Below are 26,914 nucleotides of genomic sequence, written 5' to 3'. Positions count from 1 at the left end.
ACCCGCTCAGCGGGCAGCCGCGGCGGGAGCGATTCCCGCCGCAGGGGCACCTCTGGTCGTCAGCGCGGTGGGGCGACACTCTGGCGGGCGACCAGAGCCGGGGCGACGGTCTGCCGCAGCGCCCCGCCGGTGCCCGACTCGATCTGCGACAGCAACATCTGCAGGCTCGCCCGCGCCACCGCGTCGAAGTCCGGTCGGACGGTGGTCAGCGGCGGAATGAAGTACGCCGCCTCCGGCACGTCGTCGAAGCCGACCACACTGATCTCGTCCGGCACCCGCCGGCCGAACTCGTGCAGCGCCCGCAGCACGCCCAACGCGAGATGGTCGTTGGCGGTGAAGACGGCGGTGACCTCCGGCATCCGCGCCAACATCTGCCCGCACCGGTAGCCCGACGCGGCCGACCAGTCCCCCGGCATCGGCGGCGGCGGATCCAGCCCGGCGGCCAGCAGCGCCTGCCGCCAGCCGTCGATCCGGCCGACGCTGTCGAACCAGTCGGTCGGCCCGGAGACGTGCCAGACGGTGCGGTGCCCTGCGTCGAGGAGATGTTGCGTGGCCGCCCGGGCTCCCGCCACCTGGTCGACAGTCACCAGCGGCACCGGCCGGCTCGGGTCGCCGTCGACGGTGACCAGCGGGACGTCCTTGGGCAGGCGCTCCAACGCCTCACCGGCCGACTCGACCGGGGCGATGACCACGATGCCGGCGACCCGGTGCGACAGGTGCCGCTCGACGGCCGCCGAGATGGACCGGTGGTCGAGATTGCGCACGCTGCCGACGCTGACCGCGAAGCCCTCCTCCGCGGCGGTCTGCTCCAACGCGGCCAGCAGCGACGCCGGACCGTAGAGCGTCGTGTTCTGCGCGACCACGCCGATGACCTGTGATCGGCCGGTCACCAGGGCGCGCGCCGCGCCGTTGGGGCGGTAGCCGAGTTCGGCGATCGCCGCTCGTACCCGAAGCCGGGTCTGCTCACGGACGTTGGGATGCCCGTTGAGCACCCGCGACACCGTCTGATGGGAGACACCGGCGAGACGAGCAACGTCCGTCATCGCGGGACCGTGGACGGCCATTTCACTCCCCCCGCTACATCTCCGGCCCGCGGCCCGTCGACGTCGACTGGAGCGGCCCGGCCCGATCCCCCTCGCTCAGTCACCACGCCGGTGCTGAATCCCAGGTGACCAGCGCTGGATCGCCGACAGTCTACGCCAGCAACCGTCCTGAACACGGCATGGCTCTGTCGGGTCTGCGCAACCCGCCCACGCCGTACCACCCGGTCCCCGCCGGAGGTGCGCGCCAGCCGGTGCGGCGCACGGCCCCCGACGTGGGACGCCGGCCCGCCCGCGCTCCTGGACAGAGCGTGGAGCAGGCCGGCGCGGGCCCGACACGGTGGCGCCGACTCGACATGCCGTACGGCGTGCGCGGCCGGCGCCACCGGTCAGACCGGACGTCGTGTGACTGGTGTCACGGCGTCGTCAGGTCGAATCGCCGCACGGTGACCGCGCCACCGAGCGCCTGTGTCGCGTGGTTGAAGATGGCGAACCGGTAGCCCATGAAGAACTGCCAGTTGTTCTCCAACGTCAGGGCGTTGCCGAACGAGGTGAAGTTGACCCCGTCGGTGCTGTACGAGAAACGGGCCTGCCGGCCGGAGCCGGGTCTGATGTCGGCGTTGGCGCGCAACCAGATCCGGCCACCGGAGATGGCGGTGCTCGCCACCTCGCTGCCGGTGCTGGTGGTGTTCCAGCTGCCGTCCATCGTCAGGCCGTTCTGCATGACCAGCCGGGTGGACCCGTTGTCCCGGCGGATGCCGATCCAGGCTGACGAGTTGCGCAGCACCGCCAGGCCGGTGCGATCACCGTCGCGCATGGTGGAGTAGTCCAACTCGATGGTCCCGGTCGAGGTGGGGCCCTGGATGCGGTGGGTCACCGTGTTGCGCGCCTTGTACAGGTCGCCGGTGACGGTGGCGGTCTGCAGGTTCAGGCCGTTGTTGACCGACCACTTGCTGTTGTCCGGGTTGTGGTTCCACTCCCACTGCGGGCCCAGCGTGGTGCCGGCGAAGGTGTCGGTGCCGGTGAGCGGCTTGACCGCCCGGGGCGGCGCCGGCAGGTTCGGCTTCGGGTACGAGCTGCCCCACGCGCCGTTGACCGTCTGCAACACCGGCCAACCGTCGCCGGTCCAGGTGATCGGCGCCAGGGCCGGCATCCGACCACCGGGGTACGCGTCAACGAAGGACATGTAGTACCAGTCGCCATTCTGGGTCTGCACCAGACCGCCCTGGTGCGGCACACCGCCGCCGGAGATCGGACCGGGCAGGTTGAGCAGGACCTGACGCTGCTCGTACGGGCCGAACGGACCGTTCGTCGACTTCAGCACGTACTGGCCGTTGGCCGGGCGGGTGAGCCAGATGTAGTAGGCGCCGTTGCGCTTGTAGAACCGGGCACCTTCCAGCGTCCCGATGCTCGACGGCGTCTGGTACACCTGCTGCGCGCGCACCTGGGACTTCCCGTCGGCCGAGAGCTGGGCGACGCTGATGGTCCCGTTGCCGTACGCCACGTACATGGTGTCGTTGTCGTCGATCAGCATCCCGGCGTCGTAGTAGCAGTTGGGGATGGTGGTGTGCTTGCTCCAGGCGCCGTCGACGGCGGCCGCGGTGTAGATGTGGGTCTGCGCGAAGTCGATGCACCCGGCCCAGTAGTACGTCCGGTTGCTCGGCCGGTAGTTCAGCGTCGACGCCCAGATCCCGTCGACGTACGCGTTACCGCCGCTCATGTCGTACTTCGACCCGAAGTCGAGCCGGGGCACGGAGTGGCCGGCGAACTCCCAGTTGACCAGGTCGTAGGAGCGCAGGACCGGCGCGCCCGGCGAGTAGTGCATGGTGGACGCCGACATGTAGTAGGCGTTGTCCACCCGGATGATGTCGACGTCGGCGAAGTCCTGCCAGACCACCGGGTTCGAGTACGTGCCGTTCGACGGCGGCGGCGTGGTGGGGTTGGTACCGCCGTCGACGCGGACGAACTGCCACTGCTGGTTGGTGCCGTTCCAGTCGTCGTACTGCACGATGTTGCCGCCGTCGGCGGTCGAGGCGCTCTGCACCTCCATCACCTTGTTGCTGTTCCGGTTGATCAGCCGGACGTAGCCGCCGTCGGAGTCGGCCAACCGGAACTGCTGGTTGGTGCCGTTGGTGTCGCTCCACTGCACGATGCTGCCGCCGTTGGCGGTCGAGAAGCCCGAGACGTCGAGCACCTTGCCGGAGAGCCGCGACTTCACCCGGTAGTAGCCACCACCGGAGTCGACGAACTGCCACTGCTGCTGGTTACCGTTGTTGCGGGTCCACTGCGTGATCCGCGCGCCGTCGTTGGTCGCCAGGTTGTACACGTCCAGGGCCTTGCCGCTGTTGCGGTTCACCAACACGTACCAGGCACTGGTGTCGACAGTCGCCGCTGACGCGGGCGCCGAGGCGACGGCTGCGGCCGCGCCACCGACCACCAGTGTCATCGCGGCGACAGCAAGTCTCGACAGCCACCCGCGCCGACGCGGCGCACCCCGGGGAACCCGACCGATGGAAAGCATGATCCTCCTCTGCTGACGTCAACCGAGCGATCTGGGTCGCGTCCGCGGCACCGGGCGGGGCACCGAGCTGACCGACGTCCGGCCATGTGATCGCTAACACCGTCAGCCCGACGGTTGCGGCGATGAGCTGCCGCAACCGGGAGAGGTGGAACGAGCGCGTGGCCGGACAGTCAATGACATCGACCATCTTGGCTATAGACTGTGAGCGATAACATGCTGTTAGTCAAGCCGTAACACGGCCGCCTCGCGGCACGCCGGGACCACACGCGAACGGGTGGTCCACCCCAGCCGCAGGCAGGGATGGACCACCCGTGTCGAGCGCGATCAGGGCGCGCGAATCAGAAGCCGCGGGCCAGCCGGTAGTAGGCCTGGTTCCAGCGGATCTCGTCGGCGAAGCGGCGCGGCTGCGTCTCGGCGTCGATGACGACGAGCTCGGTGCGGCTCATCTCCGCCAGGTCGTGCAGCTCCTCCACGCCCACCGCCTGCGACAGCACCGTGTGGTGCGGGGCGCCGGCGGTGATCCACGCCTCGGCCGAGACCGGCAGGTCGGGGCGCGGACGCCACACCGCCCGGGCGACCGGCAACCGGCGCAGCGGCTGCGGCGGGGACACCACGTCGATCTCGTTGGCCACGAGCCGGAACCGCTCCCCCATGTCGGCCAACCCGAGCACCACCGCCGGACCGGGCGCGGCGTCGAACACCAGCCGGACCGGGTCCTCCCGGCCACCGATGCTCAGCGGGTGGATCTCCACGTTGGGCACGTCCGACGCGATGGTCGGGCAGACCTCCAGCATGTGGGCGCCGAGCACCAGCTCGTTGCCCGGGGTGAGGTCGTAGGTGTAGTCCTCCATGAACGAGGTGCCGCCACTCGCCCCCACCGACATCGCCTTGAGGGTGTGGACCAGGACCGAGGTCTTCCAGTCACCCTCGCCGCCGAAGCCGTAGCCGTCCGCCATCAGCCGCTGCACGGCGATGCCCGGCAGCTGACGCAGCCCACCGAGATCCTCGAAGTTCGTCGTGAAGGCCCGGAACCCGCCCGCGTCCAGGAAGGCGCGCATTCCCAACTCCAGGCGCGCGGCGTAGCGCAACGCGTCGTGCTGATCACCGCCGGGCAGCAGCCCGCCGACGATGCGGTAGGTGTCCTGGTACTCCTTGACCAGGTCGTCCACCTGCGCGTCGGTGACCTCGCCGACCACCTCGACCAGGTCGTTGACGCCGTAGGTGTTGACCGAGACCCCGAACCGCAGCTCGGCCTCGACCTTGTCGCCCTCGGTCACGGCGACGTCGCGCATGTTGTCACCGAAGCGGGCCAGGCGCAGCGACCGCATCGCCGACCACCCCAGCGCGGCCCGCGCCCACGCCCCGATGCGGGTGGTCACCCGAGGGTCGCTGACGTGCCCGGCCACCGTCTTACGCGCCACACCGAGGCGCGTCTGGATGTACCCGAACTCGCGGTCGCCGTGGGCGGCCTGGTTCAGGTTCATGAAATCCATGTCGATGTCGTTCCACGGCAGCAGAACGTTCGCCTGGGTGTGCAGGTGCAGCAGCGGTGTCTGCAACGCGTCCAGACCGGAGATCCACATCTTGGCCGGCGAGAACGTGTGCATCCAGGCGATCACCCCGACGGCACCCTGGGCGGCGGCATCCCGGCAGACCTGCAGGATCTCACCGCTGTTGGTCAGGACGGGCTTCCAGACCACGCGGGCGGGAATCTGCGGTGAGTCGTCGAGTGCTGCCGCGATCTGGCGGGACTGCTCAGCCACCTGGCGGAGCGTCTCCTCGCCGTACATGCCTTGGCTGCCGGTGAGGAACCAGATCTCGGGTTCGGTGTGTGGTGCCATGGGGTTGCCTTCCGCGAGAGGGGCGGTCACTTGTAACGGATTCCGATGAGGCGCTGTAGGAGGATGAACGCGAAGAGCAGGCCGCCAATCACGATCTTGGTCCACCAGGAGTTGAGGCTCCCATCGAAGGTGATGAGGGTCTGGATCACGCCCAGGACCAGCACGCCGAGTACCGTGCCGAAGACGTAACCCGCGCCGCCGGTGAGCACCGTGCCACCGATGACGACGGCGGCGATGACGTCCAGTTCCATCCCCACGGCGATCAGCGGCGCGCCGGAGAGGGTGTAGAAGGACAGCAGGATCCCGCCGATGGCCGAGCACAGACCACTGATCGTGTAGACGGCGATCCGGGTCCGCCCCACCGGCAGGCCCATCAGCAGCGCCGACTGCGGGTTGCCGCCGATGGCGTACACGTTGCGCCCCAACCGGGTGTAGGCCAGCACGTACGCGGCGATGGCGACCACCACGAAGGCGATCAGCACGCTGATCGACACGAAGTTGCCGCGGGGGTTCCCGATCCGCTCCTGCGACATCGCCGTCCAGAAACCGTCGGTGATCGGGATCGACGCGCCGGAGATGAACGTGCACATGCCCCGGGCGAAGAACATCCCGGCGAGCGTGACGATGAACGGCTGGATCTCGAAGAAGTGGATGACGCAGCCCATCAGCAGACCGAGCGTCGGGCCGATGAGCAGCGCGATGACGAGCACCAGCGCCGCCGGCATGCCGTCCTGCAGCAGCGCGGCCGACACCATCGCCGTCATGGCGACGACCGAACCGACCGACAGGTCGATGCCACCGGTGAGGATCACGAAGGTCATGCCCACCGCGACGACGAGCAGGAAGCCGTTGTCGATGAACACGTTGAAGATGACCTGGACGTTGGAGAACGCCGTGTACTGCGAGACACCGATGCCGTACATCACCAGCAGCAGGGCGAGCGTCGCCAGCACCGGTATCTGCTTCCTCGGCAGCCGGAACCGGTTACGACCGGCGGTAAGCGTTCCAGTGGTCATGCCGGCACCTGCTCCTTCGGCTTGTCGGCGACGGGGGCGGGCGGCGGGGCGTTGCGCCTGCGGCGGGTGAACCGGGCCCGGAAGGCCGGCGCCTGGATGAGGCAGACGGCGATGACGACGACCGCCTTGAACAGCAGCGACGTCTGCGGCGAGATGTCCATCGCGTACACGGTGGTGGTCAGGGTCTGGATGATCAGCGCGCCGATGATGGTGCCGCTGAGGAAGAACCGGCCACCTGCGAGGGAGGTGCCGCCGATGACGACAGCGAGGATCGCGTCCAGCTCGACCCAGAGGCCGGCGGCGTTGCCGTCGGCGCTGGAGACGTTGGCGGTCATCATGAAACCGGCGACCGCGGCACACGCGGCGCTGATCACGTACGCGAGGAAGATGACCCGGCCGGACCGGATGCCGGCCAGCCGGCTGGCCACCGAGTTGCCGCCCACCGACTCGATGATCATGCCGAGCGCGGTGCGACGGGTGAACGCGGCGACGAGCAGTGCCGCGGCGAGAGCGATGAAGATGGCCAGCGGCAGGGTCAACGCGTGGCCCAGGCCGATCGCCCGGTACGGCTCGGAGTTGATGGTGATGATCTGACCCTCGGTGATCAACTGGGCGAGGCCCCGGCCGGCGACCATCAGGATCAGGGTGGCGATGATCGGTTGGATGCCGATCACGGCCACCAGCACGCCGTTCCAGGCGCCGAGCACGAGCGAGACCCCCATCGCCATCGCGAGGGCGGTCGCCACCACGGCAATGCTGCTCTGGTCGGGCTGCTTGCTGATGTACATGCAGGCGATCGCGCCGCTGATCGCGCAGAGCGAGCCGACCGACAGGTCGATGCCGCCGGTCGAGATGACCAGGGTCATGCCCAGCGCGACGAGGATCAGCGGTGCGCTCAGCCGCAGGATGTCGATCGGCGTCCCGTACAGGTGCCCGTCCTTGAGCTCGATGGACAGGAACCCGGGCCGGTAGATCGTGTTCGCGGCGAGCATGACGAACAGCACGGCGGCGGGCCAGAACAGCCGGTGTCCGGTCATCGTCCGATAGCGGCTCATGGTGTCGTTCATCGGTCTGCCTCCTCCCGGTGGGATCCGCTGGCGATGGTCTGCATGACGCGGTCGGCGTCGAGGCTCTCGTCGTTGGCGAGCTGCGCGACCATCTGCCGGTCCCGCATCACGGCCACCTTGTGGCTCAGGCGCAGCACCTCCTCCAGCTCGGCGGAGATGAACAGCACCGCCATGCCGCCGTCGGACAGCTGCGTCACGAGCTTCTGGATCTCGGTCTTCGCGCCGATGTCGATGCCCCGCGTCGGCTCGTCGAGGATCAGCAGCCGGGGCTCGGTGATCAGCCACCGCGCCAGGAGCACCTTCTGCTGGTTGCCGCCGGAGAGGTTGCGGACCGGAACCTCCGGGTCGGCGGGCCGGATGTTGAGGGCCTTGACGTACTTGTCGACCAGCTCGTCCTGGCGACGACGCGGAATGGGCCGCAGCCAGCCGCGCGACGCCTGCATGGCGAGGATCATGTTCTCGCGCACCGACAGGTCGGCGACGATCCCCTCCGCTCGGCGGTTCTCCGAGCAGAAGCCCACGCCGTGGTCGATCGCCTGGGCGGGGGTGCGCAGGCTGCTCGCCGTGCCGTCGACAGCTACCTGACCCCCGTCGCTCCGGTCGGCCCCGAACAACAACCGCGCGACCTCGGTACGCCCCGAGCCCAGCAGGCCGGCCAGGCCCACCACCTCGCCGGCGTGGATGGTGAGGCTGAACGGCTCGACAGCGCCCGCCCGACCGAAGTTCGACACCGCCACCAGGGGGGTGCCCTCCTCCAGGGTGGCCAGGTCCCGCCGGGAGTGCTCCTCGATGCCCTCCAGGACGTCGAGCTCCTTGCCGATCATCTTCTCGACCAGGGAGAGCTGGGGCAGCTCGGTGGTGAGGTACTCGCCGACCAGCCCGCCGTTGCGCAGCACGGTGATCCGGTCGGCGATCTCGTAGACCTGGTCGAGGAAGTGGGTCACGAACAGGATGGCGATGCCCTCGTCGCGCAGCTGCCGCATGATCCGGAACAGCTGCGCCACCTCGTCGGCGTCGAGGCTGGACGTCGGCTCGTCCAGGATCAGCACCCGGGCCTTGATGTCGATCGCGCGGGCGATGGCGACCATCTGCTGGATCGCCAGGGAGTACGAGCCGAGCGGCGCGCTGACGTCGAGGTCGAGGTCGAGGCGGGCCAGCAGGGCTCGGGCGCGGCGGCGAACCTCGCCCCAGCGGACGGCGCCGAAAAGGCGAGGCTCACGGCCGATGAAGATGTTCTCCGCCACCGAGAGGTTGGTGCAGAGGTTGACCTCCTGGAAAACGGTGCTCACACCGGCGGCGGTCGCCTGCATCGGCCCGGTGAACGACACGGGCTCGTCGTGGAGGGTGATCGCGCCCTCGTCGGTGTCGTAGACACCGGTGAGCACCTTGATGAGGGTCGACTTGCCGGCGCCGTTCTCGCCCATCAGGGCGTGCACCTCGCCGGGGAAGAGCCGGAAGTTGACGTCGTGGAGTGCGCGCACCCCGGGGAAGGACTTGCTGATCCCGGTCATCGTCAGGACCGGACGGCTATCCGTCATCCCATCAGACCTCTTCTGGGTTGTCGACACGGAAGGGCCGCCACGCCCCCGCGACGCCCGCCCGGTCGCCTCTGGGGTCGCTCGGGCGGGCGTGGTAAGGAGGTCGTCGCGGGCCAAGCCCGGTCCGTTTCGGGTAGGGAGGCGACGCGGCGGGGCCGCCACGCGAGCGCGGCGGCCCCGTCGTCGATCAGTACTTACGGTTGGGCAGAGCTTCCTTCGCCTGCTCCTGGGTGAAGGTGGTCTCCTCGGTCTCGATCCGAGCCGGCACCTCCTGGCCCGCGTGGACCTTCTTGGCCAGGTCCATCAGCTGCGGGCCGAGCAGCGGGCTGCACTCCGCGATGAAGTTGAACTTCCCGTCGGCGAGAGCCTGCATGCCATCCTTGACGGCGTCGACCGTGATGATGGTGATGTCCTTGCCGGGCGTCTTGCCGGCCGCGGTGATCGCCTCGAGCGCGCCCAGACCCATGTCGTCGTTGTGCGCGAACAGCACGTCGATCTTCGGGTACGCCTTGAGGAACTGCTCCATGACCTGCTTGCCGCCGGCCCGGGTGAAGTCACCCGGCTGCGAGGCGATGATCTTCAGGTTCGGGTTGGCGGCGATCGCCTCACCGAAGCCCTTCTTGCGGTCGTTCGCCGGCGCCGCGCCGGTGTTGCCCTGCAGCTCGACGATGTTCACCGGGCCCGACGCGCTCTTCTTCTGCTCGACCAGCCACTCACCGGCGAGCCGGCCCTCCTTGACGAAGTCCGAGCCGAGGAAGGTCTTGTACAACGACTTGTCCGCCGAGTCCACCGAGCGGTCGGTCAGGATGACCGGGATGTCGGCGTCCTTGGCCTCCTTGAGCACGGTGTCCCATCCGGACTCCACCACCGGCGAGAAGGCGATCACGTCGACCTTCTGCTGGATGTAGTTGCGGATCGCCTTGATCTGGTTTTCCTGCTTCTGCTGAGCGTCGTCGAACTTCAGCTCGATCCCCGCGGCGGCGGCGGACTCCTTGATCGAGGTGGTGTTCGCGGTACGCCACCCGCTCTCCGCACCGACCTGGGAGAAGCCCATCGTGATCTTGCCGTCGTCCTTGGACCCGCCGCCGCCGGTGTCGCTGTTACCGCAGGCCGCCACGCCGCCGACCAGCAGCACGCTGGCGAGGACCGCGGCAGCACGCCACGGAGCGGACTGCGTTCGCATCTTTCCCATCGAATCTCCTTGGTGGATGTGGTGGGTGACCGCGCCGACCGCCGAGGTGCGAAAGAGCGGCGTACGCGGGTGGTGCGTGCTGGTGCGCGTGGTGCAGACCGACGGGTCCCGGGGTTCGGTGAGGGTCAGGAACCCGCCGGTGCGACTGGTTGTTGGCCGTAGACGTTCTGGTAGCGGTCGTAGAGTGAGTCGATGTCGGCCTGTGCCATCGGGACCGGCCGCCCGAGGGTGTGGGCCAGGTGCGCGGTCCGGGCCACGTCCTCACACATCACCGCCGCCTTGACCGCCGCGCGGGCGTCGCGGCCGATGGTGAACACGCCGTGGTTGCGCATCAGCACCGCCGGCGAACGGTGCCCGGCGAGCGTGGCCACGATGCCCTTGCCGATGTCGTCACCGCCGATCAGCGCGAACGGACCGATCGGGATCTCCCCGCCGAACTCGTCGGCCTGCGCGGTGAGGTGGCAGGGAATCGGCTCGCCACACGCCGCCCAGGCGGTCGCGTACGAGCTGTGCGTGTGGACGACACCGCCGACCTCGGGCATGGCCCGGTAGACGTAGGCGTGGGCGGCGGTGTCGCTGGACGGGGCGAAGTCGCCCTCGACGAGAACGCCGTCGAGGTCGCACACCACCATCGTGGACGCGGTGAGGTCGTCGTAGCTCACCCCACTCGGCTTGATCACCATCAGGTCCTGGCCGGGAACCCGCGCGGAGACGTTGCCGGACGTCCAGGCGACCAGGTTGTACCGGGTCAGCTCGGCGTGCAGGCGGGCGACGGTCTCGCGCAGCTCGGCGATCTGTCGGGTCACCTCGGCGTTCACGCCACCACCTCCAGCGGGGTCTCGTGCGGGGTGGCGGCGGTCTCGACCGCCGCGTTGCGGATCGCCCGCAGGCGGAGCATGACGTCGTTGCCGCCACGACCGAAGTGGTCGTGCAGCGCCCGGTACTCGGCGTAGAGGGCGTCGTAGGCGCGGGCCCGCTCGGGGTCCGGGCGGTAGACGGCCTCGTGCACCCGACCCATCGCCTGCGACGCCTCGTGGATCGAGGGGAACTCACCGGCGGCGACCGCGGCGTGGATCGCCGAGCCCAGTGCCGGCCCCTGCGACGAGGCGATGATGTTCAGCGGACGCCTGGTCACGTCGGCGTAGATCTGCATCAGCAGCGCGTTGTTGGTCAGACCACCGGCGATCACCAGGTCGTTCACCGGGACTCCGGCGTCGACGAACGCCTCGATGATCATCCGGGTGCCGTACGCGGTGGACTCCAGCAGGGCCCGGTAGATGTCCTGTGGCCGGGTGGCCAGGGTCATCCCGACGATCATGCCGCTGAGGTCGTGGTTGACCAGCAGGGACCGGTTGCCGTTCCACCAGTCCAGCGCGATCAGGCCGTGCGCGCCGACGGGCTGACTCGCGGCCAGCTCGGTGAGGCGCTCGTGCGAGTCGGTGCCGGCCGGGGCGGCGTGCTCGACGAACCAGCCGAAGATGTCGCCGACACCGCTCTGCCCGGCCTCGTAACCCCACGCGCCGGGGCTGATGCCGCCGTCCACGACACCACACATGCCGGCCACCTCGGCGACCTCCGCGCCGTTGACCACGTGGCAGGTCGAGGTGCCCATGATGGCGACCAGCCGACCGGGCTGCACCGCCTGCGCGGACGCCGCGGTGACGTGCGCGTCGACGTTGCCGACGGCCACCGCGATCCCCTCCGGCAGACCGGTCCATGCGGCGGCCTGGGCGGTGAGCGAGCCGGCGCGGGCACCGAGGGGCAGCAACGGGCCGTCCAACTTGGCCACGAAGTCACCGAAGTTGGGGTTGAGCGCGGTCAGGAAGTCCTTGGCGGGATATTGACCGTCCTGCAGGATGCCCTTGTATCCGGCCGTGCAGACATTGCGGGTCTCGGTGCCGCAGAGCTGCCAGACGATCCAGTCGGCCGCCTCGATGAATCGCTCGGCCCGGTCGTAGACCTCCGGGTCCTCCTCCAGGAGCTGCAGGCCCTTGGCGTACTGCCACTCGGCGGAGATCTTGCCGCCGTACCGGCCGATCCACGGCTCGGCCCGCTCGTGGGCCAGCGCGTTGATCCGGTCGGCGTGCGGCTGCGCGGCGTGGTGCTTCCACAGCTTGACCCAGGCGTGCGGTCGGTCGCGCAGCTCGGGCGTCTCGCACAGCGGAGTGCCGTCGGCGAGCGTCGGCAGCACGGTGCAGGCGGTGAAGTCGATGCCGATGCCGACCACCGCCGCCGGGTCCACCCCCGCGGCGGACACCGCCGCCGGGACGGCGTACCGCAGCACGTCGCGGTAGTCCTGCGGGTTCTGCAGGGCCCAGTCCGGGGGTAGCGCTCGACCTCCCGGCAGCGCCGTGCTGATCACGCCATCGCCATATTCGTGCACCGCGGTCCCCAGTTCGGCACCATCGCCGACACGGACCACCAGAGCTCGCCCGGACAGGGTGCCGTAATCGACACCGACGACATAGCGGTCGTCAGCTCCGTCCACACGGTTCATGTTCACCTCCACCGTTAACGGGGATAGTGTTAACGCTCACATCCAGCCTCGTCAAGACATCTAGCCGCAACAGCTCCGTAACGGAACGCGGAAGGCGGACCGACTCGGGAGGGTTGATAGCGGACCGGTGCAAAGCGCACCATTCCGACGGCAAGTGCGCCGACCAGGTGCCGAACGGGGCCTCGGCGCGGGACGGATACCCACCGGATGGCCGTCGACGGGCGGGGCGACGGGTACGGCGCGCCGGACACTGCGGGACGACCGTCCGATAGCGACCACCTAAACTTTCGGTGGCAATGGCAGCGATAACATCATCGGGCCCACGCGTTCCCCCGCTCGGATCCGCGCCACTGCCGGCAATGACCATGCGGGCTCATGGGTGAGCGCTCCGCACGGGCGGCCCGCGCCGCGCGCAACCGGCCGACGCGGCCGTGTTATCGATAACATTCAACGTCTTGAGGCGTCTTCGCCGCCCGGGTCGGACCGTGGCGGGACACAAGGTCCACAGCCCGCTCAGGTGCGCGCGCCGCCGCACCCGCAGGCCTCGCGGCACCACGAGCCGGCGGCCCGACCCCCTGGGGCCGAGCCGCCGGTTCCGCGTGCTGATGACGAGACCGCGCGCCGGTCGGGTCAGCTCGTCCGGTTGCGGTTGTAGAGCGCCTTGGCCCAGAGGAAGCAGGCCACGGTGATGACGGCGCACCAGACGACGGCGATGGTGGCGTTGTTCCCGATCCCGGTGCCCAGGAGCAGGCCGCGAAGGGTCTCCATGACGGGCGTGAAGGGCTGGTAGTCCGCGAACCACCGCACGGCGGCCGGCATGGAGTCGGTGGGGACGAACCCGCTTCCGAGGAACGGCAGAAGGATCAGCGGCATGGGCAGGTTGCTGGCCGTCTCGACGCTGTCACTGACCAGACCGAGGGCGACCGACAACCAGGTGAGCGCAAAGGTGACCATGGCGAGGACGCCGATGGCGGCGAGCCACTCGACCGGATTGGCGGTGGGCCGGAACCCGACCAGCAGCGCCACGACGGTGACGGCCGCGAGGCTGAGCATGGTCTGGACCAGGCTGCCCAGCACGTGACCCGTCAGGACCGACGGTCGGAAGATCGACATCGTCCGGAACCGGGCGATGATCCCCTCGGTCATGTCCATCGCGACCGAGATGGCGGTGCCCTGCGCGGCGCTGACCACCGTGATGAGCAGGATCCCGGGGGTGACGTAGTTGGCGTACTGGGAGCGGTCGCCGGACGGGCCGAGGCCGGCGCCGAGCGTGCCGCCGAAGACGTAGACGAAGAGCAGCAGGATGATGATCGGGATGCCGATGAGCAGGAACGTCATCGACGGGTACCGCCGCATGTGCAGGAGGTTGCGCCGCAGCATGGTGCTCGAGTCGCGGACGGCGAGGGAGAGGGTGCTCATCGCGCGGAAGCCCTTTCGTGATGGGTCCGGCCGACCCGGGTGTCCGGCTGACCGGTGAGGGTGAGGAAGACGTCGTCGAGGTCGGGGGTGTGCACGGAGAGCCCGGCCACGCTGATCGAGGCGCTGTCGAGCTGGTCGAGCAGGGATCGCAGTGACCCGACCCCACCGTCACTGGGCACCTGGAGGGTGAGCGCCGCGTCGTCCCGGGTGGCGGCCCGCAACGTCCGGGCCGCCGAGTCGAGCCCTTCCTGGTCGGCGAACTGCAACACGATGTGACCGCCGGGTATGAGCCGCTTGAGCTCGCGTGGTGTGCCCTCGGCGATCAGACGGCCGTGGTCGAGGAACGCCACCCGGTCGGCGAGCTGGTCGGCCTCCTCCAGGTACTGCGTGGTGAGCAGGATGGTGACGCCCTCGGCGACGAGCGCCCGGATGATGTGCCACATGGCCCGGCGGCTGCGCGGGTCGAGGCCGGTGGTCGGCTCGTCGAGGAAGATGACGCGGGGCTCGCCGACCAGGGTCATCGCCAGGTCGAGCCGCCGGCGCATGCCACCGGAGTACGTCGACACCGGCTTGGCCGCCGCCTCGGTCAGGTCGAACTGGTCGAGCAGGTCGGCGATCCGACGCCGTCCGGCGGCCCTGCCCAGGTGGCACAGGTCGGCCATCAGGGTCAGGTTCTCCCGGGCGGTGAGCAGGTTGTCGACGGCGGAGAACTGGCCGGTGACGCCGATCAGCGCGCGTACCGCGTCGGGCTCCCGGGTCAGATCGTGGCCGAAGATGCGCGCATCGCCGCCGTCGGCCCTGATCAGGGTGGAGAGGATCTGCACGGTGGTGGTCTTGCCGGCCCCGTTCGGACCGAGCAACGCGAAGATCGTGCCCTCGGTGATCATCAGGTCGACGCCGTCCAGGACGACCTTGTCGCCGTAGGACTTGCGCAGGTCGGTGGCGACGATCGCGGGGTTCATGGAGCTGGTCATGGTCTCCTCATTCGGGATCGGGCGCGGTGGGGGTCAGGCGCGGCGGATCATGATGTCGCCGTAGGAGGTGTTCGCCCGGACCTCGACCGTCTCGTCGGTCTGCGCCGGGCTGCCGGTCGACTCCAGCGCGTTGTGCACGCGGCCGTGCTTGGAGCTGACGTCGAGCCACGCGGCGGTCCCGCGACGGATGCCGACCTCGATGGCGCCGTAGGAGGTCTGCACGTCGATCGCGCCGCGGGCGACCTCACCCAGCCGAAGGTTGCCGTAGGCGGTACGCGCCGTCACCGAGGCCAGCGACGCGTCCACGGTGATGTCGCCGTAGGCCGTGTTGATCCGGACGTCGCCGCCGCTGCGGCCGATCCAGCAGTCGCCGGACGAATTCTTGATCTCGGCGGTGCCGTCGACAGCGCCGATGCGCACCTTGCCGGACGAGGCCTTCACCCGGGCGGGTCCGAGGACGCGCTCGACCGCGACCTCGCCGTGGCTGCTGTCGATCTCCAACGGCCCGGTCTCGTCGAGCCGGATGCCGCTGCCGGTCTTGATCCGGCATTCGCCGAGCCGGCCCTCGCAGCGGAACGCCGCCCACGACGCCTCGGCGTGCACCCGCGACCCGGTCGGCACCTCGACCAGGACGTCGACCGACGGCCCGGGGCCGAACCCGTAGCGACGCCAGCTCTTGGGGACCCGGATCACCAGTTGCCCGGCGGCGAACTCGACGGTGCTCTGGTCGGCGGCGCTCACGTCGGCCTTGCTCGACGGGTCGCGGGGGCGCACGGTCACCACCGTGTCGGTGCGGTCGCTCGCGGCGATCCAGGCGTCGCCGATCGGCAGCTCGATCTGGACGGAAATCGGTTCTGGCGTCTCGAAAACAGGCATGGTGGTCTCCCGGAAGGTGGTCGGCGAAGGTTGCCGCTGGTCAGCGGCGCGACGGAAGGGGGTGCGGGAAGTTAACGGGCCCAGCCGGTGAAGCGCTGGCCGGAGGTCGGCTCCACCCGGCGCGGCGGACGACGTTCCGGGTCGCCCGCCCCGACGGCGCCGGCGACGGCGCGCACCAGCCAGGCGTTGACCGAGAGCCCGGCGCGCCCAGCAGCCTCCTCGACGCTGGCCTTCAGGTGGTCGGGCAGCCGGAGGTTGATCCGCGAGGTGCCGCCCTCGTCACCGTCGGGCGCGGACACCGGCACCGCCAGCGGTGGCGGGCCGCTGGCCTCGCTCGCCACCTCGCCCGGCGGGCTGGCCGGGGTCACCACGAAGTCGGGCTCGCGCCCGCGCAACCGGACGTGCACCGAGCCCGGCGCGAGGTCACGAGTGATCTCGTCAGCCGCGTCGGAGAGCGCTTCGAGCAGCGTGAGACGGGTGGCCGCCTCCAACTGCGTGAAGAGCCGTTCGGCCAGCACCCGGGCCTCCGGGTCCACACCCTCCGCCGCCACGGCGAACTCGTTACGCAGGTTCTCGACGTACGACCTCAGCTCCATGGCACCATGATGGCACCACTTTGGCTCAGCCAGCAACAGCGATGGCTCAGATATGCGCCAACGATTGGCACCAGTGGGTGCCGCCTGACCCTCAGAGATCGCCGAAAGCCCTCCGGACCAGGTGATTCGCGTCCTCCTGGGTCAGGCCGGTGGCGACCAGCAGGTCACTGACAGTGGTCCGGACCTGCGCCACCACCACCGCACCGGAGAAGCCCACACCGTCCCGATAGGCGTCCCCGGCCGTCCCGACCGCCCGCAGCGCCTGCTCCCGCGACCGATTCGGCTCCGCGCCGGCGGCGAACTGCCCCTTGAGCAGGCGGACGCTCTCGGCCAGCTCGGCCACCGCCCTCGGCAACGACTCCGGCACCGGCTCGCCGTCCTCGATGAGCGTCACCGACCGTCGGATCAGGGTGCCGCTGTTCCGCGTCGCCCGGTCGATCAGCTCCGCCGCCTGCGCGTACCGGCTCACCGGTCCGCGCCGCTGGTGCCAGTACACCGGCGACAGGGTGCTCGCCTCCCGGGCGCCCTGGGTCGCCTCGACGAACGCCTTCAACCGGCCCGCGCTCTGCCGCAGCTCACCCCGGGCGGCACGGGCCTGGGCGGCGTCCCGCTCGGCCAGCGCCCCGGCGGTGGCGTCGAGCTGGGTCATCAGGAGATCGAACGCCGGCCGGGCGGCCCGGTTGAGCACCCGTAGCGGGTTCAACGGCAGCAACACGGCGGTGACCAGCAGCGCCACCCCTCCCCCGACCAACGCGTCCACGAACCGCGGGATCTCCAGGTCCCGCACGGTTGGGCTGAGCGTGGCGATGAGCACCGCCGTCGCCCCGGCCTGGATCACCACCGCCGCGCTGCCGGCGAGGAAGAGCGCGACGACGATCGCCAGCACCACGATCAGGGCGAGCTGCCACCACCCGGTGCCGATCACCAGGAGCAGCAGGTCGCCGATCAGCACCCCGACGGTCACACCGATGATCAGCTCGATGGTGCGACGCAACCGCTGGCCGACGGACGCGGCGAGCGTCGAGACGGCGGAGATCGGCGCGAAGACCGGCTGCGACACGTGCAGCAGCGAGTGCGCCACCAACCAGGACAGCGCCGCTGCCAGGCCGGCCTGCAGGGCGAGGCCGCCGATGGCGCGTACCCGACGGACCCGGCCGTGCCCGGCGGCCAGCAGGCGGTCCCAGCGCCGCGCTGTCGACGGGCCCGCGTCCGCTCCGCGCCGACCGGCAGCGACCATGGCGGCACCTACCCCGCCAGGACCGGATCAACCCTCGCACGCACGGGCCGGTCGACCACAGCGCGCCGGTCGGGTGGCAGCACCCCGGACGGCCGAGATTGAGCGGGTCCGGTTCGGGTAGACCCGCTCGGCCGCCGGCCCTGGCGCGTGCCGTCGAGGCGGGGTGTCGGGACAAGCGCGGCGAACGCCTCGGGGGGACGTCGGATGGATCAGCGCGGTTGAACGGGCCGGACCGCTCCGGTGGCGTCGTGGAGCTACGGGTGCACGGGGTCTCCGGCGCGAGCCCCGCGCAGGTGCTGGGCCTGCAGCAGACCAGGCAGGTCGCCGGTGACCGCAGTGGCGGGTTCTACCGGCCGCGCCCCCCGTGTTCCGACACCGACACGCCCGGGGTGACGTTGGAGGCGTACCGCTGGGGCGACCTGCCCTCCGGCACCGTGGCCCGCACCCTGGCGGTGGTCTTCATGCTCCCCTTCATGCTGGTCAACGTCGCGATCTGGATGCGCCCGGCGAGCCCCGGGTCCGAGGCGACGGTCAAGTCACTGTGCCGGGTGCTGGGGCTCACGCTCACCGTGCTGTACGTGCTCACCGTCGCCGGCGTCGCCCTGGATCTCGTCGGATGGAAATGCCTGGCCTCACCGGACTGCCTCGCCGGACGCAGCTGGTTGTCCTGGTTGGGTGGGCGGACGATCGGGCTGCGGCTGGCGGTGCTCGCGCTGGTCCCGGCCGCCGCGATCGGCGCGATCTGGCGGGTCAGCAGTCGTCCGGGGCGAGCCTTCAAGGCGTTTCGCGCACCCGATCACAGCAGTTCCGCGTCCCGGCTCGACGCCGTCGGCCAGTGGGACGCCGAGCCGTTGGTGGGCCGCTTGCGCGCCATCCACGTCGCGGCGGCATTCGCGACGCTGGCCCTCGTCCTGCTCCTGGCCCAGGGCACGAGCCACGCGTCGGGCGTCAGCGTCGCGCTGACGGCGATCACGGCGGTGATCCTCACGGTCTGCGTGGGGCTGCTCTGCACACCGCAGCTGCTGGACCGGTACCCCGCCGACCAGCGGCTCGATGGGATCACCCGCATCCTCCGGAACGCCGCCATCGTCCTGACCGTGGTCGTCGTGGCGCACCTGCCGACCCGTACGCAGCCGTGGCCGCAGCAGCATGGGCTGCCCGGTTACGACCCGGCCCTGGTCGGTGTGTTCGCGGCGCAGACCACACTGTTGGCCGCCCTGGGCGTGGCGCTGCTCTGGCACCGGCGCCGGGAGCGCGGCACCACCCCGCTGTTCGGGCTCGGTGCTCTCGTTGTCGCCGCCACCGGGATCAGCATGGCGGTGGCGTACTCCGCGGAGCTGGTCTGCCGGGTGGCGGACTACCTGGATCGCGGTGTGGCGACCACCGAGGGCATCACCGCCGGCCCGCCCCGGGCCTTCACCTGGGCCATCTACGGCTTCTTCCGCGCGGTGCTGATCACCACGATCGTCGCCGGCCTCGTCATCCTGATCTCCCGCCGGAGTCGACGCCGGGCTGCGGCGGCGATCCTCGCGCGCGACTTCCCGAACCCGCCGGCCGAGGCCGAGCCCCGACTGAGGCAGGTCCGAGACGCGATAGCCCGGGCTCGCTTCACCGAGAAGCTGGTGCCGTTGGCCGTGGTCTACAGCTGCCTCGCCGGACTCGGCACGGCCACCACCACGGTCGGCCTGCTCGGGCAACAACCGGGCGACGTCATCGAGCGAAACATCGGGTTGCCGGCGGAGGCGACCACGTTCATCATCGCGCTCAGCAGCTGGGTGATCGCGGCAGTACTCCTCGGCCTGATCATCGGCGCCATCTTCGCGTACCGGACCGAGCCGTACCGCCGCTACATCGGTGTCCTCTGGGACCTCGGCACGTTCTGGCCCCGGGCCGCACACCCGTTCGCGCCGCCCTGCTACTCCAGGCGGGCCGTGCCGGAGCTGACCCGCCGGATCACCTACCTGGTCGAGCGCGGCCACGCGGTGGTGCTGACCGGACACAGCCACGGCTCGATTCTGCTCGCCGCCGCGGTGCTTCAACTGCCGCCGCAGATCTGCGGCCGGGTCGCCCTGCTCACCCACGGATCACCGCTGCGCCGTTTCTGCACACGGCCCTTCCCCGCCTACCTGGACGACGTGGCACTGCGCGAGATCGGCCGCAAGGTGGGGTGGCGCTGGGTGAACCTGTGGCGCGACACCGACCCCATCGGCGGCTGGATCTTCTCCAAGAGCCGGTCACCCGCGTCGGTCAGCACCGGGGACCCGGCAACCGGAGTGGATCGCCGACAGCGTGATCCCCACGGCCTGGTGGCACCCCCCGGCGAGAGCGTCGCCCCACCCATCCACGGACACTGGCCGGACGAGTCCAACGAGCCGTTCACCTCGGTGGTACGGGAGTTGGCGCAGCGCCTCGAACGGCGGGGCGACCCGCCCGGGCCGCCGAGGTAGCGGGCCGGCTCACCGCCCGCGGCTCGCCCGCGTACGCCAGTCGTCCAGGCCGGTACCGGCGAGGCGGGCGCCGTCGGCGGGGACGAGCGAGCGTTCGCCCAGCTTGGCGCCGAAGTACCGGGCGTCGGGGTCGGCCACCACCGAACGAGGGTCCTGCTGGTCCGCGAGGAGGGACCGGCCCAACTCGTCGAGGCGGAACGGCTCCGGGCCGGCGACCTCGACCACGGAATTCGTCGGAGCGCCGAGCGCTACCTCGGCCGCCGCGGCCGCGACGTCGTCGGCCGCCATCGGCTGAATGAGCACCGGCGCGAGGTGCACGGTGTCGCCGTCCGTGGCGGCGTCGATGATCCCCTGGAGGAACTCGAAGAACTGGGTGGCGTGCACGATCGAGTACGGGATTCCGGACGCGACGATGAGCTTCTCCTGGGCGACCTTCGCGCGCATGTACCCGCTGTCGGGGATCCGGTCGCACCCCACGATGGAGAGCGCCACGTAGTGCCGCACCCCGGCGTCCGACGCGGCGGCGAGGAGTGTGCGGGTGGACGTCTCGAAGAACTCCAGCACGGCCTTGTCCTCGAACGACGGCGAGTTCGACACGTCCACGACGACCTCGGCGCCGGTGAGCGCATCGTCCACCCCCTCGCCGGTCAGGGTGTTCACGCCGGTCTTCGGCGATGCCGCCACCGTCTCGTGGCCCTGCTCGTCGAGGCGGGCCACGAGCTTGGAACCGATCAGGCCGCTGCCGCCGATGACGACGATCTTCATGGTCGAACCGTCCTGTCTACGCTGGGTGAAATCGTGCCCGCCAACCAGTAAGACGGAAAGCGTGCGCGGATGCAGGACAATCGCCGGAGAACACTTCGACGGAGATCAGGAGGTCGACGTGGCCACGGTGTCCCACCCCGTGTTCGCCCGGGTGTACGAGCGACTCAGCGTCGCCATGGACCGCGCCGGCACGGCGGCGTTCCGGCGGGAGCTGGTCGCCGGCCTGTCCGGCCGGGTGATCGAGATCGGTGCGGGCAACGGGCTGATGTTCGCCCACTACCCGCCGGCTGTCACCCAGGTCCTCGCTGTCGAGCCGGAGCGGCGGCTGCGGGCCGCCGCCGAGCGCGCCGCCGCGGACGCGCCGGTTCCGGTGACCGTCGTCGACGGTCTGGCCCAGGCGCTGCCCGCCGCGGACGGCGAGTTCGACGCGGCCGTGGTCGCGTTGGTGCTGTGCACGGTGCCCGATCAGGCGAGCGCGTTGGCCGAGATCAGCCGGGTGCTGCGCCCCGAGGGCCAGGTGCGGTTCTTCGAGCACGTGGCCGCCGAGGAGGGCAGCCGTCTGCGCCGCACCCAACGGTTCGCCGAAGCCACACTGTGGCCGACGCTGTTCGGCGGCTGCCACCCCGCCCGGGACACCGTCGCCGCCATCGCGGCGGCCGGCTTCGAGGTGGCGGAGCTGCGCCGGTTCCGGTTCCCGGCCACCAGCAACAGCCCGTCCTCCCCCTGCGTCCTCGGCCGGGCGGTCTCACCGGTGGGGCAGCCCGGCCAGCCAGACGTCCAGCTCCGCCGGGGAGCGCAGTAACACCACCGGCGGCGCGGACGGGTCGGCCTGCCAGGCCCGCATCCGCCGTCGGGCCCGGCCGAACGCGGTGACGTGCCACAGCAGGATCGAATCCCGGGACAGCACGCTGCCCAGCGACTCGCGGTTGCCGTTGCAGATCACCTCGCCCGTCACCACCCGGTGCACGGTGCGGCGGAGCAACCGCCCGAACGAGCACCACCGCGGATAGTCCAGGCCGACGACCAGATCGGCGCGGGCCAGCGGGACGTCCCGCCACCCGTGGTACGCCCCGTCGATGATCCAGCGGTCCCGTCGACAGATCTCCTTGATCCGTCTGCGCTGCTCATCGACCGGCACCTCGACCCAGCCCGGTTGCCAGAGCAGATCGTCCACCGGATACCAGGGCAGTCCGAGGTGGTCGGCCAGCCGCGCCGCGAGGGTGGACTTGCCGGAGCCGTACACCCCGTAGACCAGGACGCGACGCGGTGCGCTCATCGCGGCAGCGTACGTCGTGAAGGAAAATCAGTTGTCGGCCCGACCCGCCTGGGCCACAGTGGCGGCCATGACGTACTGACGGACACCATCCCCTGCTCCGCGCCACCGGTGACGCCTCCCGGGGCCGTGACGCCGTCCGTTCCCACGTTCGCAAGCGAGAAGTGAGCCTCCTTGTCCCAGCACCACCTCCCTCGGGAGCACCTGCCCCCGTCCGCCCCGGCCACCGTCACGGTGTTCGCCTCACCGACGAGCTGGATCGAGTCCGCGGCGATCGCCCAGTGTCGACAGGTCGCCGCCCTGGACGGCATGCGGCACGTCGCCGCGATGCCGGACCTGCATCCCGGCAAGGGCGCGCCGATCGGCGCGGCCATGGCGTCGACAGTGCTGTACCCGTTCCTGGTGGGCTCCGACATCGGCTGCGGCATCGCCGTGTTTCCGATCAACCTCAAACGGGCCGTACCGGAACGGCTCGCCGCCCGGTTCCCCGACCTCGACCAGGCGCTCGACCCGGTACGCGACGCCGACGACCCGGCCTGGGCCGCCGTTGACGGTGACGTTCCGGCCGGTCACCTGGACGGGCTCGGGACGGTCGGCCGGGGCAATCACTTCGTGGAGCTGGCCCGGGTCGACACCATCCTCGACGGGCGGCACGCCGGCCGGCTCGGGCTCGACGCGAGCGACCTCGTGCTCATCGTGCACAGCGGTTCCCGTGGCCTGGGCGAGCGGATCCTGCGCGCGCACACGGAGGTCCACGGTGCCGGGCCGGCTGTCGACCCCGCCGCCTACCTGCGCAGCCACGACGACGCGGTGCGCTGGGGATCGCTCAACCGCCGGGTGCTGGCCGCCCGGGTGGCGCACGCGCTGGGGGCCGAGCCCACCGCGCCGATCGTCGACCAGTGCCACAACCTGGTCGAGGTTCGGGACGGGGTCTACCTGCACCGCAAGGGCGCGGCGCCGGGTGACGGGCGCGACGTCCTGATCGCCGGCACCCGGGGCACGGCGTCCTACCTGGTGGCCGCGCACGCCGGGCCGGACGCCAACCATTCCGTGGCCCATGGCGCCGGCCGCAAGATGTCGCGCGCCGACGCCCTGCGGCGGGGCCGGGCCAAGCACACCGTCGAGGAGCTGCGGCGTACCCCGGTCGGGTCGCTGGTGGTGTGCGGTGACCGGCAGCTGCTCTTCGAGGAGGCGCCCACCGCGTACAAGCGCATCGAGCAGGTGATCGCCGACCTGGTCGAGCACCGCCTGGCCACGCCGGTGCTCGCCACGACGCCACTGGTCACCTACAAGACGCCCGATCCCGGGTCCGCCGCCCGAGCGGACCGGCGGGGACACCGCGGCAGGCGGGGGCGGTCGTGAACGTGTTCCTGCTGCTGTCGGCCGGCCGGGGGCCGCAGGAGTGCGCCTGGGCACTGGGTCAGCTGCTGCACCGCCTGCGCGGCGAGGGCACCCGCCGGGGTCTGACGATCCAGCAGGTGCGCGCGGTGTCCGGTGACCGCGCCGGCACCTACCGGTCGGTGCTGATCCGGATCTCCGGCGCCGACGCCGAGGCGTTCGCGGCGTCGTGGACCGGGACGCTGTGCTGGCAGGCCCCCAGCCCGTACCGGTCGGGCAGCGGCCGGAAGAACTGGTACGTCACCGCCCAGCCACCCGAACGCGACGCCCGACCCACGACGTTCCGCGAGGCGGACGTCGACGTCGTCCCCTGCCGCACCGGCGGGCCGGGTGGTCAGCACCGGAACAAGGCCAGCACCGCGGTACGCGCGACGCACCGCCCCTCGGGCATCGTGGTCGTGGTGGACGAGGAGCGGCAGTTCAGTCTCAACCGCCGGATCGCGGTGGAGCTGCTGCGCCAGCGCGTCGAGCAGGGCGACGAGGCGGCCCGGCGGGCCGTCACCACCGCCCGGTGGCGCATCCACGACGGGCTGGTCCGCGGCGACCCGGTGCGGGTGGAACGTCCGACGTCCCGGCGGCCGGGAGGCTAGCGACTCAGACCTCCAGCACCGCGTCCGCGAAGGCCTGCGGCGCCTCCTGCGGCAGGTTGTGCCCGACGCCGCCGCCGACGGTCCGGTGCTCGTACGGCCCGGTGAACTGCTTCGCGTAGACGGTGGGCTCGACGTGGGGCGCACCGTTGGCGTCGCCTTCCATGGAGATGCTGGGCACGCTGATCTTCGGTTGCCCGGCGAGGCGCTGCTCGATCTCGTCGTACTGTCTCTCGCCGTCGGCGAGGGCCATCCGCCACCGGTAGTTGTGAATCACGATGTCGACGTGGTCGGGGTTGTCGAACGCCGCTGCGCTGCGGTCGTAGGTCGCGTCGTCGAACGTCCACCGGGGGGACGCGGTGTGCCAGATCAGCTTGTTGAAGGCGCGCCGGTTCTTGTCGTAACCTTCCCGCCCGCGCTCGGTGGCGAAGTAGTACTGGTACCACCACGCCAGCTCCGCCTTCGGCGGCAGCGGCGCCTTACCGGATTCCTGGCTGGCGATCAGGTAACCGCTGACCGAGACCAGCCCTCGGCAGCGTTCGGGCCACAGCGCGGCCACGACATCGGCGGTCCGCGCGCCCCAGTCGAAGCCGGCCAGCTTCGCGGTGTCGATCCTCAGGGCGTCCATCAGGGCGATGACGTCGAGCCCCATCGCCGCCGGTTCGCCGTTGCGCGTGGTGTCGTCGGAGAGGAACCGGGTCGTGCCGTAACCCCGCAGGTACGGGACGACGACCCGGTGACCGGCAGCGGTGAGCAACGGTACGACGTCGACGAAGCTGTGGATGTCGTAGGGCCAGCCGTGCAGGAGGATCACCGCGTCCCCGTCGGGCGGTCCGGCGTCCACGTACCCCACGTTCAGGAGTCCGGCCTCGACCTGTCGCAGGTCGGTGAACCCGCCAGCGGCCCTTGCCATCGGCTCTCTCCCCACGTCCGGACCTGCGCGGTTGGGCTGATCACGGCCGAATCTAGCGACCCGCCCGGGGCGTGATCACCGTTCACACAAGGACCGCTGCGCGGATGCCGAACTGGGTAGGATGCCCGCTCCCCGCCGTCGTTGCCGGTGGAGGTCGTGGGGTGGTGGCCGCGGAAACGTAGGGTGTTGGCATGGCTGAGCGACCTCTGACCCTGATGGCGGTGCACGCCCACCCCGACGACGAGGCGACGAGCACCGGCGGCGTCCTCGCCCGCTATGCCGCCGAGGGGGTCACGACCGTGCTGGTGACCTGCACCGACGGGCGATGTGGGGACGGCCCGGGCGGGGTCAAGCCGGGCGAGGAGGGACACGATCCGGCCGCCGTGGTGGCGATGCGTCAGGCCGAGCTGGAGGCCAGCTGCGCGGCGCTGAACGTCACCCACCTGGAGACCCTCGGCTACGCCGACTCCGGGATGATGGGCTGGCCGACCAACGACCAGCCCGGCGCGTTCTGGACGACCCCGGTGGCGGAGGCGGCGACCCGGCTCGCGGAGCTGATCCGGCAGTACCAGCCGGACGTGATCGTCACGTACGACGAGAACGGTTTCTACGGCCACCCGGACCACATCCAGGCGCATCGGATCACCATGGCCGCCGTCGAGCAGACGGACGTCCCGGCGAAGGTCTACTGGACCACGGTGCCGCGTACGGCGTTCGCGGAGTTCGGTCGGATCATGAAGGAGCTCGGCGTCGACTGGGCCGAGCCGGACGCGTCGCAGCCGCAGCTCGGCCTCCCCGACGACGAGATCACCACCTGGGTCGACACGAGCAAGTTCGGCGCGCAGAAGTTCAACGCGCTGGCCACGCACGCCAGTCAGACCGAGAACATCTTCTTCCTGCAACTCGGTCAGGAGCGGTTCACCGAGCTGATGGGCGTGGAGACCTTCCTGCGGGTCCGGGACCGGACCGGCGCGCCGATCCCCGAGGACGACCTCTTCGCCGGCCTGCGCTGACCGGTCCTACCCGGCGGCACCGGGGCATCGTCGACCACCGCGTCGACGATGCCAGCGGCGTGCGCCGGGGCCGGAAGCTGATCCCGGAAGTTTCGACCCCTGGCTGCCCGGGGTTGCGCAGGTCATGTGATGAATTTCCGGAAGTTTTCACCGTTGACGCCGACGACAAGACCCAGTTCGTGTACGACATGACCAAGAGCCTGCGCGCTCAGGGTGTCCCGATCGACGGCGTCGGCGCCCAGGGCCACCTGGGCACCCAGTACGGCAACTTCGACACCCTCCAGGTGACAGCGGCGCTGAAGAAGTTCAGCGGGCTCGGTGTCGCGACGGCGTTCACCGAGGTCGACGTCCGCAGTCAACTGACGGCAGGCGTCCAGGCGGGCAACTCGGAGGAGATCAACCCGCGGCTCCAGGCGTCGGCCGCCAACTTCAGCGTGCTGATGAAGGCGTGCCTCGCCGTGCGGAGCTGCCTGTCGTACACGGTCTGGGGTTTCAGTGACAACCACTCGTGGGTGCCCGGCTGGTTCAGCGACCCGCCGGAGGGCCTGGCCACCATCTACGACGAGAACTACCAGCCCAAGCGGGCCTACCACGAGTTGAAGTCCGACCTGATCTTCGCTGGGCCGCCGTACGTCCTGCCCCGCGTCGCCCCCAAACCGCGCCGCTGACACGCATCTCGCCGAGCGGGCCGTGTGGGTCTGTGC

23 protein-coding genes are annotated in these 26,914 nt (G+C 70.5%); 6 read left to right on the top strand and 17 right to left on the bottom strand.

What is annotated here, in order from left to right:
• Positions 1–59: 59 nt before the first annotated feature.
• The 14 genes from QCZ28_RS21550 to QCZ28_RS21485 form a co-directional block, all read right to left on the bottom strand.
• Entirely contained in the window at positions 60–1,043 is a 984-nt protein-coding gene (locus tag QCZ28_RS21550) for a LacI family DNA-binding transcriptional regulator (protein ID WP_209444598.1), read from the bottom strand.
• 412 nt (positions 1,044–1,455) lie between these two features.
• Positions 1,456–3,561 (bottom strand): family 43 glycosylhydrolase, encoded by a 2,106-nt coding sequence (locus tag QCZ28_RS21545; protein ID WP_279518335.1) that lies wholly within the window; start codon positions 3,559–3,561, stop codon positions 1,456–1,458.
• Positions 3,562–3,899: 338 nt separating this feature from the next.
• The gene (gene araA, locus QCZ28_RS21540) at positions 3,900–5,402 is read right to left on the bottom strand and encodes an L-arabinose isomerase (RefSeq protein WP_279518334.1); all 1,503 of its coding nucleotides are present in this window, start codon (positions 5,400–5,402) and stop codon (positions 3,900–3,902) included.
• 26 nt (positions 5,403–5,428) lie between these two features.
• Positions 5,429–6,418 carry a galactofuranose ABC transporter, permease protein YjfF gene (gene yjfF, locus QCZ28_RS21535; protein ID WP_030333976.1) on the bottom strand — a complete coding sequence of 330 codons (990 nt, stop codon included), beginning with the start codon at positions 6,416–6,418 and terminating at the stop codon, positions 5,429–5,431.
• A complete protein-coding gene (locus QCZ28_RS21530; RefSeq protein ID WP_279518333.1) occupies positions 6,415–7,485 on the bottom strand; it encodes an ABC transporter permease in 1,071 nt (356 codons plus the stop codon). The genes yjfF and QCZ28_RS21530 overlap by 4 nt, the downstream gene beginning before the upstream one ends.
• The gene (locus tag QCZ28_RS21525; protein ID WP_279518332.1) at positions 7,482–9,023 is read right to left on the bottom strand and encodes a sugar ABC transporter ATP-binding protein; all 1,542 of its coding nucleotides are present in this window, start codon (positions 9,021–9,023) and stop codon (positions 7,482–7,484) included. The genes QCZ28_RS21530 and QCZ28_RS21525 overlap by 4 nt, the downstream gene beginning before the upstream one ends.
• Positions 9,024–9,210: 187 nt before the next feature.
• The gene (locus tag QCZ28_RS21520; protein WP_279518411.1) at positions 9,211–10,206 is read right to left on the bottom strand and encodes an ABC transporter substrate-binding protein; all 996 of its coding nucleotides are present in this window, start codon (positions 10,204–10,206) and stop codon (positions 9,211–9,213) included.
• A gap of 134 nt (positions 10,207–10,340) precedes the next feature.
• On the bottom strand, positions 10,341–11,033 hold the full coding sequence (locus tag QCZ28_RS21515; protein WP_279518331.1) for an L-ribulose-5-phosphate 4-epimerase: 693 nt from the start codon (positions 11,031–11,033) through the stop codon (positions 10,341–10,343).
• On the bottom strand, positions 11,030–12,712 hold the full coding sequence (gene araB, locus QCZ28_RS21510) for a ribulokinase (protein WP_279518330.1): 1,683 nt from the start codon (positions 12,710–12,712) through the stop codon (positions 11,030–11,032). Before araB ends, QCZ28_RS21515 begins: the two co-directional genes overlap by 4 nt.
• 630 nt (positions 12,713–13,342) lie before the next feature.
• Complete coding sequence (locus tag QCZ28_RS21505; protein WP_279518329.1) at positions 13,343–14,131, bottom strand: ABC transporter permease; 789 nt, start codon at positions 14,129–14,131, stop codon at positions 13,343–13,345.
• On the bottom strand, positions 14,128–15,105 hold the full coding sequence (locus QCZ28_RS21500; protein WP_279518328.1) for an ATP-binding cassette domain-containing protein: 978 nt from the start codon (positions 15,103–15,105) through the stop codon (positions 14,128–14,130). The genes QCZ28_RS21505 and QCZ28_RS21500 overlap by 4 nt, the downstream gene beginning before the upstream one ends.
• Before the next feature lie 33 nt (positions 15,106–15,138).
• Positions 15,139–15,981, bottom strand: a complete 843-nt coding sequence (locus tag QCZ28_RS21495) for a DUF4097 family beta strand repeat-containing protein (protein WP_279518327.1) — start codon at positions 15,979–15,981, stop codon at positions 15,139–15,141.
• A 71-nt stretch (positions 15,982–16,052) separates the two neighbouring features.
• On the bottom strand, positions 16,053–16,577 hold the full coding sequence (locus tag QCZ28_RS21490; protein WP_279518326.1) for a hypothetical protein: 525 nt from the start codon (positions 16,575–16,577) through the stop codon (positions 16,053–16,055).
• 91 nt (positions 16,578–16,668) lie between these two features.
• Positions 16,669–17,814: an FUSC family protein gene (locus tag QCZ28_RS21485; protein ID WP_279518325.1), complete on the bottom strand. Its 1,146-nt coding sequence runs from the start codon at positions 17,812–17,814 to the stop codon at positions 16,669–16,671.
• A 218-nt stretch (positions 17,815–18,032) separates the two neighbouring features.
• On the opposite strand from QCZ28_RS21485, the gene QCZ28_RS21480 reads away from it, so the two are divergent.
• Positions 18,033–20,261 carry a hypothetical protein gene (locus tag QCZ28_RS21480; RefSeq protein WP_279518324.1) on the top strand — a complete coding sequence of 743 codons (2,229 nt, stop codon included), beginning with the start codon at positions 18,033–18,035 and terminating at the stop codon, positions 20,259–20,261.
• A 9-nt stretch (positions 20,262–20,270) separates the two neighbouring features.
• On the opposite strand, the gene QCZ28_RS21475 is transcribed toward QCZ28_RS21480, so the two are convergent.
• The gene (locus QCZ28_RS21475) at positions 20,271–21,026 is read right to left on the bottom strand and encodes an SDR family oxidoreductase (RefSeq protein WP_279518323.1); all 756 of its coding nucleotides are present in this window, start codon (positions 21,024–21,026) and stop codon (positions 20,271–20,273) included.
• Between the two features lie 118 nt (positions 21,027–21,144).
• Here QCZ28_RS21475 and QCZ28_RS21470 point away from each other — a divergent pair, with 118 nt between their 5' ends.
• Complete coding sequence (locus QCZ28_RS21470; RefSeq protein ID WP_279518322.1) at positions 21,145–21,828, top strand: class I SAM-dependent methyltransferase; 684 nt, start codon at positions 21,145–21,147, stop codon at positions 21,826–21,828.
• Here QCZ28_RS21470 and QCZ28_RS21465 read toward each other — a convergent pair.
• Positions 21,772–22,302, bottom strand: a complete 531-nt coding sequence (locus QCZ28_RS21465) for an adenylate kinase (RefSeq protein ID WP_279518321.1) — start codon at positions 22,300–22,302, stop codon at positions 21,772–21,774. The two genes, QCZ28_RS21470 and QCZ28_RS21465, sit on opposite strands and share 57 nt — an antisense overlap.
• 171 nt (positions 22,303–22,473) lie before the next feature.
• On the opposite strand from QCZ28_RS21465, the gene QCZ28_RS21460 reads away from it, so the two are divergent.
• Together QCZ28_RS21460 and prfH are read left to right on the top strand one after the other, a co-directional pair.
• Positions 22,474–23,661, top strand: a complete 1,188-nt coding sequence (locus tag QCZ28_RS21460) for an RNA ligase RtcB family protein (protein ID WP_279518320.1) — start codon at positions 22,474–22,476, stop codon at positions 23,659–23,661.
• Positions 23,658–24,287 (top strand): peptide chain release factor H, encoded by a 630-nt coding sequence (gene prfH / locus QCZ28_RS21455; protein ID WP_279518319.1) that lies wholly within the window; start codon positions 23,658–23,660, stop codon positions 24,285–24,287. Before QCZ28_RS21460 ends, prfH begins: the two co-directional genes overlap by 4 nt.
• A gap of 4 nt (positions 24,288–24,291) precedes the next feature.
• Here prfH and QCZ28_RS21450 read toward each other — a convergent pair whose 3' ends face one another.
• On the bottom strand, positions 24,292–25,197 hold the full coding sequence (locus QCZ28_RS21450) for an alpha/beta hydrolase (protein WP_279518318.1): 906 nt from the start codon (positions 25,195–25,197) through the stop codon (positions 24,292–24,294).
• Between the two features lie 191 nt (positions 25,198–25,388).
• Between QCZ28_RS21450 and QCZ28_RS21445 the strand changes: the two genes are divergently transcribed.
• Both QCZ28_RS21445 and QCZ28_RS21440 read left to right on the top strand, forming a co-directional pair.
• Positions 25,389–26,210: a PIG-L family deacetylase gene (locus tag QCZ28_RS21445; RefSeq protein WP_279518317.1), complete on the top strand. Its 822-nt coding sequence runs from the start codon at positions 25,389–25,391 to the stop codon at positions 26,208–26,210.
• Positions 26,211–26,269: 59 nt separating this feature from the next.
• Positions 26,270–26,878 carry an endo-1,4-beta-xylanase gene (locus tag QCZ28_RS21440; RefSeq protein WP_279518316.1) on the top strand — a complete coding sequence of 203 codons (609 nt, stop codon included), beginning with the start codon at positions 26,270–26,272 and terminating at the stop codon, positions 26,876–26,878.
• Positions 26,879–26,914 lie beyond the last annotated feature (36 nt).

The sequence above is a fragment of the Micromonospora sp. DH14 genome, assembly GCF_029809455.1.
Lineage (GTDB): Bacteria > Actinomycetota > Actinomycetes > Mycobacteriales > Micromonosporaceae > Micromonospora > Micromonospora parva.
Note: the sequence above shows the minus strand (reverse complement) of the source record. Positions and strands in the feature narration are given on the sequence as shown.